Source organism: Mesorhizobium sp. CNPSo 4688, from assembly GCF_057784295.1.
The window spans coordinates 19,547-36,062 of the sequence record NZ_JBWLUY010000035.1 but is presented as its reverse complement, the minus strand read 5'-3'; the positions used below and the strand labels follow the sequence as shown (position 1 = coordinate 36,062).

Genomic DNA, 16,516 nt, shown 5'->3' with positions numbered 1-16,516 from the left:
CTGGCTAACCTGGCAAACGGCTTCAGCAAGTGGCCGGAACAGGCGGGTTGTCGCGAGGCCACAGCCACGATCGCCGGTGAGGTGCTTCGCCGTGCCGACCAACTCTCTGAATTTACTCCGCAGACCCTGGCTAACCTGGCAAACGGCTTCAGCAAGTGGCCGGAACAGGCGGGTTGTCGCGAGGCCACAGCCACGATCGCCGGAGAGATGCTTCGCCGTGCCGACCGTCTATCCGACTTTATTCCTCGGAACCTGTCGAACCTGGTAAACGGCTTCAGCAAGTGGCCGGAACAGGCGCAGTGTCGCAAAGCAGCGGCCGCGATCGGCATTGCGGTTCTTGGCCGCCGTGGGGACCGCACCCCCCGACCCTCAGACTTTACCCCGCAGGAACTTGCAAACCTTGTGAACGGTTTCAGCAAATGGCCGGAACAGGCAGAGTGTCAGGAGGTTATAGCCACGGTCGCCGGTGAGGTTCTGCGCCGTGCCGACAAGCTCCCTGGCTTTAATCTGCAGGAGATGTCGAACCTGGTGAACGGCTTTAGCAAGTGGCCGGAAGCGGCGGCTTGTCGCGAGGCTACAGCCACGATCGCTGGTGAGATGCTTCGCCGCGCCGACGGGCTATCTAATAATCTTATCCCTCAGGACTTAGGCAACTTGATGAATGGGTTCAGCAAGTGGCCGGAAGAAGGGGCGTGTCATCAGGCGACCATAGACCTCGCGCACCGACTCGGCTCGGCAAACCTCCGCTTCGGAGCCTTCACCACACCTTCGCTCAGCATGATCGCCAATGGTCTGGCGCGGGAATGCCAGAGGGGAGAGGAGGCCGGAGAGATCAACGAGACCGCTCTGCTGAAGGACCGGCTGCACAAGCTCGCCCACCACCTTCACTATGCCACTGATCGCCTGGAGCAGGCCAACGCTCTGACGATCGTCAACATTTTTAAGGCGCTGGCCAAAGCCCGGCTGTTTGACGATCTCGGATTGCTCGCACGCACGGGGTTGGATCGCCTTCAGGAACTGCATCGTGCGCCTGGATTTGCCGCCGAGAATAACCTGGAAACCGCGGGCAATCTGTGCGCCGCTCTGCTGCCGCTGGCGCGCAGCACGCACAAGCAGCTGCGCTGGCATCGCAGGCAGGCGCTCAACCTGCTCAACGATATCCAACCCGTCGTGGAACAAAAGATCCAGGCGCACCTCAACGCAAGCGATGCCGAGCGGCGCCGTGGACCGTGCTCGACCCGTTGTCCCGCCCTGTCGATCTATCAAGTGTTGAAGACCCGTGCGGTCCTCAAGAGGCTCTACAGACGCCCCTATGTCGAGGGCGACAGGTTCGGTTTGCGGAACAGGCAGCAAGAGTTGCAGCGGGAGACCAGAGGCATCCTGGAACGCACCCGCGATCTTATCGAGCGCGATCTTTCCAATATGAGCTGGAACGTGATCGCGGATATCGAGGCCGATAACCCGCTGGATGCGATAGATTCATTCCTGGAGCAGAATGCAGCAACCGTCCAAGCCCAACATCCTGCATCGGTATTCGACGTGCATCAGGTGTTGCGAACCATGGATCACGAGCCCAGACCGCCGCAGGGCGATGCCGGACTGATGCGGTTGCCGGTCGTTGATATGCGGGGGCAGCGCCTCGCCACGGAGGCCGAGACACGATATTCGGTTTTTCATCGCCTGACCTCGGGGGCGGTGAAGGTGGTGGCGGTGCAACTGCCGGGAAAGCCCAGCACCTTCTTGCTGACGCGCACGCTCACCGTCGAGGGTGTGCCGTACCGCATGGACCTGTTCGGCGGCAGCAAGTTGAAGCCGCCGAGATTGACACTGGCGCAGATCGCGTCACGTCCGCCAGGTGGGCGACTCGAGCCGTCCGGAGGGAAGCTGCTGGCCATTCCCTATAGTGACACGGCAGCGGGCACCGACTTCGAGAGGCTGTCGCGCGCCTGGGCTCCGTTCAAAGAGGCCTATTATTACACGCAGCGCCGGGGGTTCGCCGCGCCACCGGCCATTCAGGGTCTGGGCCCGCACGACTACGCCCTGGAAGGCGCCTTCAAACTGTTGCTGCTGCCGGACCGCCCGGTGGGCGAGGCGCATCCTTTCCAGCTGACTGGGCCGAAGGGACCGATCGCCCTGCAGCCGCATGACGGCTGCGGCTTCATCAAGGCCTCGCTGGCCGCGCTGATGCCGGCTGTTCGCCGGGCCGTTTCGCAAGACGGCCCCGATCGGATGACCGCCTTTGCCGAGGGAAGGAGGTCGTCCGTTCCGGCCTCGGCACTGCAACATTATCCGCGCAGCGAACTGGTGGCGGAGGAGACGTGCGAGAAGGCCAGGACCTGGCTTGAGAGCCAGCAAGGGCGCGCGTTGACGTCCGAAGAGCTGTTTCGAACCGTGACGACCGGACATATCGACGGTCCCGGTGCGGTTGCCGTACCGTCCAGTGATGGCCGCGTCCATGTGCCGAAGCTCAAGAGCGAGACGTTGACGGGCAGGGATGGCGTGCTGATCGGCCGCTCGCCCTATGACAAGCCCAACCTGCGCCCGTTTGCCGCCGGGCAAGTCAGGTCGGCGGCGGATGCGGACCCGACCGCGGCGTTCCTGGATCAGTGCGTGGCCATCCAATACAGTTTGAATGTCGCCGAGAAGCCCGGCAAGGACCTGACGGCCGACGCTCCGACCTTCTTTGCCAAGGGCATTCTGATCGTGGTGCCGGACGCGATGTGGCCGGCCGACTTCGCCGACCGTGGGCTGGTGATGTCTGCCGAGGACGTCAAGTGCCATTCGAACTGGACCACGGGCAAGGACCGCGCCAAGGCGGACACGCCGCTCGACTGCGTCGGCGTCCTGCAGGCGACGGAGGTGTTCGCTCCCGGCTCGCTGGTTGCCGTGCCGACCGGTGAACAGAAGAAGCTCGATGGCGATTTCGACGGCGACACGGTCATTATCGTCGGCGACCGGCCGCAGCTTTATGAGCATGTGCGTCAGTTCGATCAAAAGGAGCAAGCGCGCGGCGTGCGCTCACTCAAGCCGCCCAAGTCGCACACTCCTGCCATCGACGGCGAGCGTTACCAGTTCAGCCGCGCCAGCCAGATCCTCGCCGCCACGCAGAACGTCCTGGAAACCTATACCGGCCTGCAGCGAAGCTTTCTGGCTCAATCGCATGAAGGCCGACACTGGTTTGCCGAGCGGGCCATCTTTGGCGCCTACGAGGGCGTCAACCACGGGCTCAGGCTCGGCCTTCGTGGGCTGTTGGACCAGGACCAGGCGAGCCGGCAGGATATCCAGGACAAGCTCGACACTGCCAGGCACGAGATCGAGGTCGCCAGGCATCCGGTCGCCCGCGAAATGGCCGCTCTGCTCATTTCCGCCCTGGAGGCGTGGGCGGTCGAGCCGGATGCGCAACGCCGGCCCGAACCAGTCGAAAGCGTCAACGACGCTAACCCGGGGCTCAGCGCGGCACTGTGCGCGCTGTTCCCGGATCTGGCCGAGGCCTATGCGGCGACTGCCCAGCCACGCGAGCGCGTCCAGCTCTTGCTCAACCACTATCCCGCGCGCATCGATCCGCGCCCGGATGGTTACAATCCCGACGACCTCGTCGAAAGCGCAAACAATCTCCTGAGCCTCGGCGTCAAGGTCGGCACCGACGCCTATAAATCCGATACTGGCGCCCGCCTCTTCATGAAGAAGAGCGCAGAGCTGCAGCGGCTGCTGCATCAGACGCCGGGCTTGAGGGCCGTGCCCTACGTCAAGGGTCTGGCGGCAACCCTCAACCAGGGCTGGTTCGATGTCGATGCCACTTTGGGAGACCTGAAGGGCAATCCCACCCTGGCGGCTTCAATCATGGAAGCCTCCATCAAACTCGTTGCGCAGCAGGGCATCTTGCCCAAACCGTCTGCGCCGCACCTTGGCAGCGCGGACGGCGCGACGATGACGCTGAGCCGCGAGCAGGCATCGCAGCGCGCCACCATCGAGGCTGCCCGCGCCAGGGAGGAAGAAGAGGAAATCACCGCGGCAGCGCTCGCCGTGGCCGCCAGCCTGGCGACAGCCGGCATCCAGGTGAACATGCCTCATATGAAGCGCCGCTTGAAATCGGAAGCCTCCATGACAGATCATCTGACCGGCATGAGCGCCGCGAGCGGCAGCGATGTGCAGCTGCTCAGCAGCGCCGTGCGCCATGTCTTCGAAATCCCCGACAAGGATTTTACGCGCGCCTTCAAGACCGCCATGCTGGCCTTCGAGGAGCGCGGCTACACCGAGCTCCAGACAACCAACTGGTTCAGATTGCGCGATCCGAGCTTCGTCGGCATCCAGAGCGTGCTCAGCACGCCGGATGGGTACCGCTTCCAGCTGGAGTTCCACACGGCAGGCAGCTACAAGGCCAAGATCGACAATCACGACACCTACAAGGAGCTTTTCGAGCTGCAGCAGCAAGCCGGCGCCGATGGGCTGGAGAAGGCCAAGGAACTGGTCGAGCGCGTGCGGGGAACCTGCAGGCAAGTCGCGATCCCCGATGCTGTCATGGACATCCCCCACTGGGGAGGCGAAGAGGGGACAACGGGCAGAACCAGACTCGCCAGCTTTGGGGTGCGCAGCGTTGAACAGCGAAATCCCCAGACCGCCAGGTCACCGGTCGCAAAAGAGATCTTTGCCGCCCTCAATGGACGGCCGGTCGTGCTGGTTGGCATGCCGGGCGCCGGCAAATCAAGCATCGGTCCCATTTTCGCCAGGCGCCTGGGGCTACCCTTCGTCGATACCGACAAAATAATCCAGACCCAGGCTGGCAAATCGATCACGGAGATTTTTAAGACCGACGGCGAGGCGCGTTTCAGGGAGCTGGAGGCAAGTGTGATCGCGCGTCTGCTCGAGGCCGGCCCCGCCGTGATCGCCACCGGGGGCGGCTCGTTCAACGATTCGCAGAGCCGCAGCCTCATCAAGGAGAAAGCGGTCTCGATCTGGCTCAATACCAAACTCGAAGTGATCGAGGAACGCACCAGGAAAGATACCAGCCGCCCGCTGCTGCAAGGCCCCAACCCGCAGGATAAGATCGCCAGACTGTTGAGCGAGCGCCAGCAATTCTACAAAGAAGCCGATATCGAATTCATTCCACCCGAGAAACAGGATAGAAAGAACGCCAAGCCATGCGTGGAGAGTCTGCACGCCCACCTGTGCTCACAGGCGGGCGCCGCCCCTGGCCCTGGCGTAGAGGACGCCGATCGGCTGCCTGGGCCCGCAGCGCAACCCACCGCCCCGGCGGGACGGGAGCCGGACGGGCGCTTTCTCCCCACCCATCGCGCCCAGGTTGCGCAGACGCATGAACCCGCCTCTGGTTCGGGCAGCGCACTGCAGGGTCGGCTGGCGCTTGGCCCCACAGATTGGCTGACCGACGACCATATCAACGCGGATTACAGGCTCCTGGACCAGGAGTTGCAGGCACGCTCTCCGGATCTGGCCGCGCGGACGCGTCTCGTGAATCCCATCGTAGCTCATCATCTGCGCTTGGCCGCTGACCGCGATGCGCCAGGCGCATTCCAAGGCATCGTCCACAATCACAATGGCGAGGATACCGCCGACTTCCTGTTCCTGCCAGTCAACGATGCCAATGCCGCCGATCCTGATAGCGGCAGGCACTGGTCGCTGCTGCTGGTTGATCGCCGCGAGCGGGCAAGGCTCGTCGCCTATCACTACGACTCCCTGGGAGAATACCACCGCGCCATTGCCACGCAGTTCGCGGCAAGGCTGGGCGCCGACCCGCAGCCGGTGCGCATGGCGCGGCAGCGCAACGGTTATGATTGCGGCGTCTATGTGGTGGCGGCCACGCGGGAGCTGGCTCGGCGGTTGGCGCAAGAACCGCGGCGCGAGTCCCTGCACCTCGACAATCTGGTCGCCGATCGGCAGGCCCTCCAGGGGCGACTGCGGCAGGGCAAGAGGGTCATCGGCGAATCCAAACCTTGAATATGGGCCGATGTTTGCTCCAAAGAGAAAGAAAGCCGAACCAACGAGAGCCCCCGGCGTTTCGATCGCCGGGGAACTTGGTCGAGATAAAGCTGGGAGGCGTTGTCACGTTGTTTACAATGTGGGCGCGTGAGACGACTGTCGACCCGCAAGTCTCGCGCCAATTGAAACTATGATGCTGGGACAATGCGTTAACTCTGAGCGCGATGTATCTCGTTTCGGACATTGTCGAAGTTACGACAGCAAGCCTTTGCTGCCCGATCGATACGCTGCGCGCGCTCTAATCTCCTAGGAGTTGCAGACGTGGATCGTGGGAGACAGCCACGGCGTCTTTCTCTGCGATCAACGGCACGCCGGCGATCGGCGTCGTAGGCCGCGTCGGCCATGCGACTTTGGCGGTCAAGCCGCCGCTCGGGGCATAGGCCTGGGGGCAATCACCCTGTTGGCCGGCTGTCAGGGTGAAGCGCATCGGGCAGCCAAGACCTCTGAAGGCCACATGTTTCTTGGTGGGTCCGCCACAGGAACGGCCAAGGGCCTGATCTCAGCCCCCTTTAGCGCCCGATGCATATTGATCGCGAGGATGATTGTGGAATCGACAATCAGCTACTCGAAGTCCGGGTCGCCCGACATCGACGCAAAGATGCGCCTTCATGGTTCCCCCGGCGGAAGCGAGTTGTTGTTCATAGAAGCGCCCATCGTTCGCTTCGCTGGACAAGGCTGAATGATAGTTCAGGCGCGATAATTGTACTCCGGTAGTTGAAGAACGGACCACTGCAAGACGAAGCCTTGCAGAAGTACTTCCCGCGACGTTGAACCAATCAACAAAGAAGGATGTCCGACAGAGGTGCCAACTTGCTGCAGCGGGCGCAGTCCGGATCAACGACCTTCGGGTTCGCGCGCGAAGGACAGCAAACGCCATTCGGTCAAGGAGGATTTGCCCGAAATCGATAGTGATTGAGAAGCCACGCGGGCGACGCCTGTGACCCAGCATCAGTTTTTGGCCACTAGAACGCGCTGAACCTGGCGCGCTTTACGATCGGCAGTCCCTTGTCTGTCTTGCCGACAATAAGGTGGGTGGCCCCCGGAGGCAAAGAGCCGTCGGGATTGGCCTCTACGGCTTCGCCTCGTTCGATCAAACCTCGCACGAACGCCGCTTTCTCCGCGTCGTCCGGGACTATTGGTTTGGCCTCCCTTTTAGATGCCACGTTCGCTATCTCAACCATTTTGCACTATCATATTGTCCAGTTTATCATTGGCATCCACAGTTGCAATCGAATAGCAGCCTATCCAAGCGCGCACCGCCGGGGGTTGTTACCAGCCGATGTGACTTTAGCTTACGTCCGTGATCCAGCCGAGCCTCAGGCAAGACCACATCGCCATAGTCCACACGACCTCGGCTAAATAGATCGTCGACGAACATCTGAGCCGCGGTCGCTGCGCCCAGAGGTTGTGCCGACGACAAGTCACCGGCGGCGCTTAATGCGACAAAATGGCGTCTCTGTGATGGCGTCCTGACGAAGAGCACCCCTTTGATGCCGTAGTCATCTGCCGGCAACGCTGTCTCAGACAGGTCTTCGTGTGCGTCAGCAGGGGCAGGGACAGCAGCTCGTTCCGGTGGGACAAAGGCAATACTCGCTGCGGAGTGCAGAGAGAGGATCAAGCGACGCACGTAGATTGCCTTGATGATCGGCGGATATCTGGCGTCCACCGAGCCAGCTGCGATCACCATATTCGCGGCCACTTGCGCGTACCAGTTGGACACCACCGGCGAAGCTTTGATCGCGCTTATGAGAATGCCGGCCAGATCGCTTGCAACTGATAGCAATTCAGCCTCCGTCGGCATCGCTGGATTTTGTGCCCTGGCGGAAAGGGCCGTACCGAGCGACTCGAAGAACGCGCCTGTGAAAACTCGCGAGAACGAGTGCGGCTCGGAGGAAAGGTGTGCTGCCGGAGCCGAAATGGGGAGCGTGCTCGGATCTTGGTAAGCAAAGGAATTTACTGCATTGCGCAGGCAGTCTGCATCTACAGCGTCTGGATGCTGCGCGCGGATGCCCGCACCGAGCTGCTCAGCGAGGCGTGAAAGCCGCGAGTTCCTGTACAGGCGACCGCCTGTATCCTCCAGTACGCTGGTGCGGAGCGACGGTAACTGGATGGCCGACAAGATGGCGCTGATGTCCGCGAAAGATTCATGGAATGCCGCGACTTCCTGGCTGCCTACGTCCCACAACTCCGGCTTGAAGGAGTCCAATACCGCGTGTCCCATCTCGTGGCAAACCACATCGGGGCTCTCTCCCGAATAGACGGTGCCTGTTGGAGAGGGGCCGTGGAAGAAGTTAAGGGCCGTGCGATCATAATAGGCGTTGAGATCGACTCCTTCGTCGAGATTGACCTTCAGGGTCGCGCCGACCTGCCACTTCGTCAGCGGAACGCACGCCGACCAGAAGTCTGCGCCCCTTCGCAATGCTTCCGCTGCAGTCCAATACCTGAAATCGGCCCCTCCGGGAGGGTATCCGCCAGGTTTTGGAGCAGGCTTGGGAAATCCAAAGGCAAGAGGCTTCTTGGAAAGGTCTGGAATGGGTCGGCTAACCAGTATCCCCGTTCCGGGATCGTCCTCCCATACGGAAACCGAATTGCTTGCCTTCGCTTTGGCGTTCTTCGCCGAACCTTTCGCCTTCGCCACTGTCGTCTCCTCTTTGGTTTCGATTGAATGGAACTTCGAAAACTGCTCGCCACAGGCGGCGCCAAATTAGGATTGCCCGCCTCGAGCGTCGGAGAGCGTTCTACGTAGGTGGCAAAGCGGACACGCTCTGGCAGCAATCTGGCTACAAGACGCGATGGAGCATCAACCGTGCCGAGCCTTGCGCGACGCCGATTTTCTTCATGACCATCCATGACCTCAAACGCGCGGTTTGCTTCGTCGCCACAAGGCCGCAGGGCGTAACGGAGGGGGCAGCGCAAACCTGAAACGGTTGCCGTACGGCTTCGGTCCTCGGGCACTTGACTTAATCGGCGGCGATACAGGGACTCGCGAGAGCTTAATGATAACCGCGCAAGGACCTGCTACGGCAGATGGGAGGGGAGGGCCCTTGGACGAGAACGATCCGAAGGAAGAGCTGATCGAGACGATTATCCGAACACCGTCCTGGAGATCTTGCTTGCCTTTTCGCTCGGCTTCGTCACGCATTGGGCTGCCAACCCCATGCCATGGGATTTTACGACCTGGTTGCCGTTGTGCCGATCCTGTTCGGCATCGCGTTGCAGATGCGGGCGCTGTCCATGCTGCTCGACATCAGTTCGCTGCGCCGGCCCATCTGCACGGTTAACTCGTCGCCGCGCGTCCGAAGCACATAGTGTGGGGCGTCGATGGTTGGCTCTTACCGGCGCCTGAAGCGGATACCGGCACAGCAGACGGCCGCCAAAGGACCTTCCTATTCTCTGGAGCAGCAGCAAGGACGCCTTGGTGGCCGTTTCGAACGTATTCGCACGGTTCTGAGCGGCGTCGCCGAGCAGGGCGGCTTTCCGTCGGACGCCTCCGCTATTGCGATGAATGCATGAGGCTGTGTCGAAATCTTTTCTCATTCGTGGAGATAGGTGGTCAGCCCTTGAATTCGCCCTGAAAGAACATATATTTTCATATACATCCATTCATGAGAAACCTTACGTTTATGTCAAAGAGTTCCACATCGCTTGAAATCCTCACTGATGCAACGGTAGTCGCGCTGGAAACGCTTGGCTCTCATCTGCGCATCGCCCGCGAGCGTAGGGGGGACAGCCTGAAGACCATGGCCGCGAGGATGGGGACTTCGATCCCTACGCTGCGCAGGATGGAGGCGGGCGACGCAAAGGTGTCGATAGGTGTTTATGCTGCGGCGCTCTGGATATTTGGTAAGTCCGAAAATCTCGCTGAAATCCTCAAACCGGGAGAGGACGAGTACGCGACAATGCTCGATGTGAACCGAGCAAGCCGAAAGAGAGGGTAACATGGGCGACTTCCGGGGAAATTCGCTTGCGGTCTGGTATCTTGAAAACCCGCTCGAGCCGAGCTTGGTTGGGCGGGTAAAGCTCGAGACTAGCAATCGGAGATGCCTTCTTGAACTGGATGACGAGTGGAGGCGTTCGGGATTCCCTCTCTCTCCGGATCTCGCCCATGACAAGAAGGTGCATGCTCCCTTGAAGGACATGGTGGCTCCTGGCGCAATCGAAGACGCTATGCCGGATCGCTGGGGGGAACGGATGATCAGGGTCGTCTCTCGCCCCCCGCGCATGAGCCCACTCGACAAGCTCTGGTATGCGGGCGACCGCCGTTTCGGTGCGCTTGGGATGTCATCCAGCTTCGATGAATATCGTCCCGTCGACGAACAGCCACTCATGAGTGTGGATTCTCTTCAGGAAGCGGAGGCGCTGATTGCACGCGTCCTCGAGCGTGGACCTCTCAGCGAGCGAGAAAGACAGCTCATCGCCAGCGCCGGCAGCATGGGCGGCGCCCACCCCAAGATGCTGATCGAAGCTGACGGAGAAGAGTGGATCGCCAAGTTTCCGCGCGGCAGCAACGTGGATCAACTCCTTGTCGAGCATGCCTGCATGGAACTGGGGCGCCGAGCCGGATTATACGTCGCATCGTCACGGGTCATGCCCGGCGGTATCGATCATATTCTGACGGTCCGTCGTTTTGACCGTGTTGGGGGTCTGCGCGTCCACGCTGTTTCAGCACGCACGATGCTGGCCTCGGAGACCGAGGACAGCTATGCCACCATCGCGGCGATTATCCGACGCCATGGAGTCGCCGACTGCATCCAGTCGATGCAACGAGAACTATTCCGCAGAATGGCGTTCAATATCATGATAGACAACACTGACGATCACACGAAGAACCACGCCTTTCTCCATACCGAGGACGGATGGCTGCTTTCGCCGGCTTTCGACATTCCGACTCAAATGAACGGTCTCGGACAACAGGCGATCCAAATCTCTCCGAGCCCCAGGTTTCTGAACGATTTCAGCATCACACACGCCATGGCGGCGGCGGCTCACTTCGGCATGTCAAAAGAGGATGCTCAGCACGAATGGAACCAGGTGGCCGGATGGATCGGAAGATGGCGGGACATCTTTTCAGAATGCGGTGTCGCTGCGGTCGACATCGACTACCTCGGCGACATCTTGGATTCGCCGGCGATGCTCGAGCATCGCCGGGAGGCTATAGGACCGTCTGATATCGGTTCACCTGACGCGCTGAACGGCAGATGTAGCCCCTAAGCTGGTACGTTCGCGGGGGGCTGAACTTGGTGTCAGTTGCAAACCTAACAATAATCGGGCCTGCGCCTTCGCACGAAGACGGCCAGGCATCTCCAGTCGCTAGGCCAGAACCGGGGAATATCTCGTCACCCGTTACCGCCCGGAACTGGCGGCGACCGCCTCGCAGATAAACCGCCTCACCGCCACCCTTGAAGAGGTGGCGGCAAACGTAACGGCATTGATCGCGCTGCCCGCCAGGTCGCAGCAGGCAGACCCAGCTGCCGCCGGCTAGGTTCAAGGCCGGGATTCAGCGGCCTCCTTGCAGGCGTTGCGGAAGAGCTCCTCGACCTGATTGACGTACATCTCTGCTCGGCACTCGATTTCGTTACCCATGCCGGAGTGAAAGGCCCAAAGGCAATGGTCCAGCGCGCTGCGCGCCACATAAGCTTGGCTGATGGCCTGATCCAGTTCGAAGTCGAATGTATGCATGAAAAGCGAGATCCGACGCGCGTGCAATTGCAGGCGACGCCTGGAGGAGACGCAATCGCAAGGACTCTGGCTGCGTTGAATGACAATGCGCTTCGCCGCGAAGACAATCGTTGCTCCTTCGGCATGCCCCGCGAATGCGCGGACCCTTGGGTCGTTCGACTTCCTGAACTTTCGGCAGCGCACTATGTCCGCATTTCCGAACGTCGCGGACATCCGGCGATGGGTTCCTTTTTTCCAATGAAATCGGCGGTTTTTTCGGTTGGCACAGGCGTTGCAAGCCCTTTGCGACGAGATTCGCCAAATGGGAGGAACGCATGGATCGCTGCAACAAGTTGGCCGACGTCGGTCGCCGCCAAATTTCTGAGGGGAGGAGCGTTTGCCGCCGCAGGGATGGCCACAGCTGTGGCATTGCCAGTGCAGGCACAGGCCAAGGCTGCCCCCGGCTTGGCACTCGCGGAATATCCGTCGAACAGGCTGGCCAATGCCGCTGACAAGAGGGCCAACGAGCCCCTCGACGTCATCGTATGGAAAAAACGGAGAGTTCCCACATGAAATACCTGTTCGTCGGCGCCACAATGGTTTTGGCGTTACTGCCTCCGGCCGCCCAGGCCCAGGATATCGAGGCCGGAAAGACCGTCTTCAAAAAGTGTGCGGCCTGCCACAACGCTGATACCGACGCGAACAACTTCGGGCCAACCTTGAAAGGCGTTGTAGGCCGGACAGCGGGAACCGTCCCTCGCTATTGGTATTCGAAAGCCATGAAGGATGCCGGTGCTGCGGCACTCGTCTGGGATGAGCCGAACCTGACGGAATATCTGGCCAATCCCAAAGCGAAAGTGCCGAAGAATAGAATGGGGTTCCCTGGCCTCAAGAATCCCGACGACATCAAAAACGTCATCGTCTATCTCAAGAGTGTGTCAGGTTAGAAAAACCTTAGGCCGTTGCGTTTCGAGAACAACGCAAGGGAGGAGCGCTCGTGTTTCACGCCGCGAAGCCCGTTTTGAAAGCCGACTGTTCTGCCGGGCAGGGTGGCGAAGCTATCCCGTTCGAGACGGCGGTAGCCAAAGCCGTCGCGCTCGCCAAACCTGTTCGATACAGGGAAACAGTCTCGCTTGCCGGAGCATTGGGGCGGGTTTGCGCGGCCGATATACACTCGCCTATTTCGCTGCCTCCGTTCGACAATTCGGCAATGGACGGGTTTGCCGTTCGAACGGCGGATTTCGATGGGGAGGAGCCTTGGACCTTTCGCGTGGCTGGGCGGGTGGTCGCCGGCGATGTGCGCGCTCTCGAGAACCTCGACCCACGAAATGCACTTCGAATATTCACGGGAGCACCCGTTCCGTCGAGCTTCGATGCGGTGGTCATGCAAGAGCATTGCGAGCGAATTGGCGACACCGTGACGGTGTACGAGCGGCCCCGTCGTGGCCGTCACATTCGTCTCGCTGGCGAGGACGTCAGCGTCGACATGGAACTGGTAAGGCGGGGTAAGGGCCTGTCTGCCAGGGATCTAACCTTGTTGGCAGCGGTGGGGATCGTCGAAGTCCAGGTGCTTCGAAAGATCCGGATAGGGCTGCTCTCGACCGGAACCGAATTGAAGGAACGAGGTGAACCCCTCGAACACGGTCAGATTTACAATTCCAATCGGATCATGTTGCGCTCGTTGCTGGCGACTTGTCCATGGGCGGAAATCGTCGACTTCGGCATGGTCCCTGACAGCCTGGGTCTCCTCGCAGACGTTGTCGCTCGCGCCGTCGCGTCCTGTGACGCCTTGGTTACCACAGGCGGGGTCTCGGCAGGCGAGGAAGACCATATGGTGGCGGCTGTTCAATCTCATGGCGCCGACCTTGATGTCCTCATGGTCGCGATGCGGCCGGGCAAGCCGCTGAAAGTCGGAAGGATTAGGAACACGGTCTTTGCTGGGTTGCCGGGCAATCCCAACGCGGCCCTGATAGCGTTTCGGCAGATTGTCCTGCCTGCCTTGCGAAGGCTGGCCGGCCTTGCGGAGATTCAGCCGCAATGGTTCTCGGCGGTGGCTGGCTTCAACTGCAAAAAGCGGGAAGGCCGAACCGAGTTTGTGCCCGTCCGCATATCCGGCCGCACCGAAACGGGTGAACCTGTGCTGGCGATGCTTGAACGTGGATCCTCGGCCAATTTGATGGCCATTGCGTTGGCCGACGGCATTGCACTCTTGCCGCCTGAGGCTGCCGAGATCGCAGACGGTATGCAGCTGCGCTACGAACCGTTTGGGTCCTGAATTAGAAAGGTCAGCCTGCCCGGCGCAAACCTGCTGTGGCGGCCCTAGCTGATACGAGCAGGCTGGTCTCGTCCCTAAGTCCGTTCTGGAAAAGGCGCACTAGATCAGAGGCAACATTCTCGGCTTCTGGTGATCCCGGCTGGATATGGGCCTCTTGGCAAAGCTGGTCGAAAACCGCTTTCAAGCTTTCCAGGTCGGTCGGGTAGAGAGATGGATCAAGGTTGGGACGGTCAATCATCAAGACCTCCTGCAGGCTAAGAACTTGAACGACAGAAGGGCAGCGGCGGGTCTCCCCCGCTGACAACCGTTCGCGAAATCAAGACCCTCGTTTCCGGTGAAACCCAAAGCCTGAAAAGAGATCCTGCCGACACCGCCGGAGCCGAGGGGCCGAGGGCGCTGTCGCGGCAGAAGATCCTGCACGCGGTTCCGATCCTCGTCGAGCGGCTTCTGGGCATTCTGAAGGATATCCGGGAGGCGCTCGAGCCGCATTTCGAAGGCAAGAAGGTCGCCAAGGGAGCCCTCGTGGGGAAAGTGGAGCATCCGGCACGCCGAGCCGGAGCCGAGCTGCAGAGCCTCGCGGTCTTCGTCGAACTCCCAAAGCAGCAGCGATTGGATCGTTCATCCGGCGCGCTTACCGCATGGAAGCCAGTGGTGGAAGGGTTTCCCAGATTCTTTACAAACTCGGCGGACGCGAGGATTGGCCCGACGCCAGCGAACTGGGCGAGCAGCAGCCCAATGCGTACCTGGGATTGCGGCCAGCACCGACCACATCTCGGCGGGATTCTTCACCCAAAATCGGCGAACTTCGGCTTCCCACCCTTTAATTGTCCGAGGGCGGCCGTTTAGCCGCTCCAGGTACACAACATTGGCTTTCAGGTACCAACTTTGGATGTGGCACCACCAAGCCGAACAGTCCCCGTGTCGCGGACGCGACAAAGCTGACCGCACGCGTCGGTTGCCAGACGTTCTCCTGGTAATAATGGGCAGGTAGCATCCACTGCACAGGTCCCAGTGCTGCTTGGCCATTGCTTGGTGAGGGCCATCTGGCACCAATCCGGCACGCAACTTGCTCAGATGATGCGAGGCGTGAGCATTGCGGCACGGAGCTCAGCGACGATTGATCAGTTTCTCAGCTTCAATGGGGATCACCAGCAGCTATGCTCTAGGGCGCGTAGCACGAAAGAGATGCCTTGCTGCTTGAATTGGCGACCGATCTCTTGCGCGCTAATGCGCACGTCGCCTGCATCGCACCGTAAGCAACGCGCCTGAGCTGGCACTTACCGGGCGCGGGCATCGACCTTTATGGCCGGTGGTGCAATCTCAATCGACGGCTGAGGTCAGGAGAACCAATGGGGAAAAATTCCGTTCCAGATCATATCCCACCCGAAATGGTGAGGGATTTCAGCCTGTTTACGTCGCCCGGGATGTCACCGACTCCCAACGGAGATCCGCACGCAGCAGTTGCTTGCGTCCATGCCGGGCTTCCAATTTTTTATTCGCCCCTCAACACGCGCGACGGCCAGGGTACCTGGGTAATCACGCGCGCCAGCGACCAGCGCCGGGTGCTGCAGGACACCGAAACTTTTTCCAGCCATCGCAGCATCTTTGCCTCCGCGCTCGGCGAAAACTGGCCGATGATCCCACTTGAACTCGATCCTCCGGCCCATGGCGCCTTTCGCGCATTGCTCAATCCGCTGCTTTCGCCAAAGCGGGTATCGGCATTGGAGCCAGCTGTCCGCGAAAGGGCAATCAGGCTCATCGACGGGATCGCAGCATTGGGCGCAAGCTGCGACGTCATGAACGATTTCGCATTTCCCTTCACGGTCAACATCTTCCTCCATCTCCTAGGGCTGTCCGATGACCGGATCGACATATTCGTCGGATGGGCGAGAGATCTTCTCCACGGCGACGATGTGAAACGGCCCGCCGCTGCCCGAACGATCGTGGCCTTCATTGACGAACTTGCGGCCGCCCGCCGCCAGGACCTGGTTGACGACTTCATGACCTTTATCGTGCAGGCACAGGTCGAGGGCCGCCGGCTGACGAAACAGGAAATCCGCGGCGTCGGCGTGCTGGTTTTCGTTGCCGGGCTCGATACGGTTGCAGCAGCTATAGGCTTTGACTTGGCTCATCTGGCGCGCAACGTCCAGGATCAGGAATTGTTGCGAAGCGAACCGGACCGGATCCCGCTTGCGGCCGAAGAATTGCTGCGCGCCTATTCGACCGTTCAGTTGATCCGTGTGGCAACGAAAGATATCGACTTCGAAGGCGCGCCGATCCGCAAGGGGGACTATGTTTCCTGCGCCACGATGATCGCCAATCGCGACCCGGCGGAATTCGAATGTCCAAACACGGTCGATCTGGCGCGGGAGGACAACCCCCATGCCACCTTTGGCTATGGGCCTCACCGTTGCCTTGGCTCACATCTTGCTCGGCGCGAGATCGTCATTGGCTTGGAGGAGTGGCTGACGCGCATCCCAACGTTCCGGATCAAGGAGGGTACGGCGCCCATCACTGTCGGCGGGCATGTGTTCGGGATCGAAAATCTGGTCTTGGACTGGTCCTAACCAACTCCCACAAACCGGGGCA

At 60.6% G+C, this 16,516-nt stretch carries 11 protein-coding genes and 1 pseudogene; 7 read left to right on the top strand and 5 right to left on the bottom strand.

The features are described 5' to 3' along the window. Positions 1-5,952: shikimate kinase (locus AC04SH_RS32765; protein ID WP_488481698.1), on the top strand; the 5,952-nt coding region annotated here is incomplete at its 5' end. 316 nt (positions 5,953-6,268) lie between these two features. Here AC04SH_RS32765 and AC04SH_RS32760 read toward each other — a convergent pair. The 3 genes and pseudogenes from AC04SH_RS32760 to AC04SH_RS32750 form a co-directional block, all read right to left on the bottom strand. Further along, positions 6,269-6,597, bottom strand: a pseudogene (locus AC04SH_RS32760) (IS5/IS1182 family transposase); the annotation flags it as partial. Positions 6,598-6,956: 359 nt separating this feature from the next. Beyond that, positions 6,957-7,175 (bottom strand): hypothetical protein, encoded by a 219-nt coding sequence (locus AC04SH_RS32755; RefSeq protein WP_488577877.1) that lies wholly within the window; start codon positions 7,173-7,175, stop codon positions 6,957-6,959. Between the two features lie 26 nt (positions 7,176-7,201). Beyond that, positions 7,202-8,632: a gluzincin family metallopeptidase gene (locus AC04SH_RS32750; RefSeq protein ID WP_488481697.1), complete on the bottom strand. Its 1,431-nt coding sequence runs from the start codon at positions 8,630-8,632 to the stop codon at positions 7,202-7,204. 524 nt (positions 8,633-9,156) lie between these two features. Here AC04SH_RS32750 and AC04SH_RS32745 point away from each other — a divergent pair. The 3 genes from AC04SH_RS32745 to AC04SH_RS32735 all read left to right on the top strand — a co-directional run bounded on the left by AC04SH_RS32745 (position 9,157) and on the right by AC04SH_RS32735 (position 11,205). Then, on the top strand, positions 9,157-9,303 hold the full coding sequence (locus AC04SH_RS32745) for a hypothetical protein (RefSeq protein WP_488481696.1): 147 nt from the start codon (positions 9,157-9,159) through the stop codon (positions 9,301-9,303). 314 nt (positions 9,304-9,617) lie between these two features. Continuing rightward, positions 9,618-9,932: a helix-turn-helix domain-containing protein gene (locus tag AC04SH_RS32740; protein WP_488481695.1), complete on the top strand. Its 315-nt coding sequence runs from the start codon at positions 9,618-9,620 to the stop codon at positions 9,930-9,932. 1 nt (position 9,933) lies between these two features. Next, complete coding sequence (locus AC04SH_RS32735; RefSeq protein WP_488481694.1) at positions 9,934-11,205, top strand: type II toxin-antitoxin system HipA family toxin; 1,272 nt, start codon at positions 9,934-9,936, stop codon at positions 11,203-11,205. Positions 11,206-11,478: 273 nt separating this feature from the next. On the opposite strand, the gene AC04SH_RS32730 is transcribed toward AC04SH_RS32735, so the two are convergent. Then, positions 11,479-11,886, bottom strand: coding sequence for a hypothetical protein (locus tag AC04SH_RS32730; RefSeq protein ID WP_488481693.1), 408 nt, complete (start codon positions 11,884-11,886; stop codon positions 11,479-11,481). A 335-nt stretch (positions 11,887-12,221) separates the two neighbouring features. On the opposite strand from AC04SH_RS32730, the gene AC04SH_RS32725 reads away from it, so the two are divergent. Continuing rightward, positions 12,222-12,599: a c-type cytochrome gene (locus AC04SH_RS32725; protein ID WP_488481692.1), complete on the top strand. Its 378-nt coding sequence runs from the start codon at positions 12,222-12,224 to the stop codon at positions 12,597-12,599. Between the two features lie 50 nt (positions 12,600-12,649). Next, the gene (locus AC04SH_RS32720; protein ID WP_488481691.1) at positions 12,650-13,927 is read left to right on the top strand and encodes a molybdopterin molybdotransferase MoeA; all 1,278 of its coding nucleotides are present in this window, start codon (positions 12,650-12,652) and stop codon (positions 13,925-13,927) included. Between the two features lie 10 nt (positions 13,928-13,937). On the opposite strand, the gene AC04SH_RS32715 is transcribed toward AC04SH_RS32720, so the two are convergent. Then, positions 13,938-14,165 carry a hypothetical protein gene (locus AC04SH_RS32715; RefSeq protein ID WP_488481690.1) on the bottom strand — a complete coding sequence of 76 codons (228 nt, stop codon included), beginning with the start codon at positions 14,163-14,165 and terminating at the stop codon, positions 13,938-13,940. Between the two features lie 1,111 nt (positions 14,166-15,276). Here AC04SH_RS32715 and AC04SH_RS32710 point away from each other — a divergent pair. Beyond that, positions 15,277-16,494, top strand: a complete 1,218-nt coding sequence (locus AC04SH_RS32710) for a cytochrome P450 (protein WP_488481689.1) — start codon at positions 15,277-15,279, stop codon at positions 16,492-16,494. The last annotated feature ends 22 nt before the right edge of the window (positions 16,495-16,516 follow it).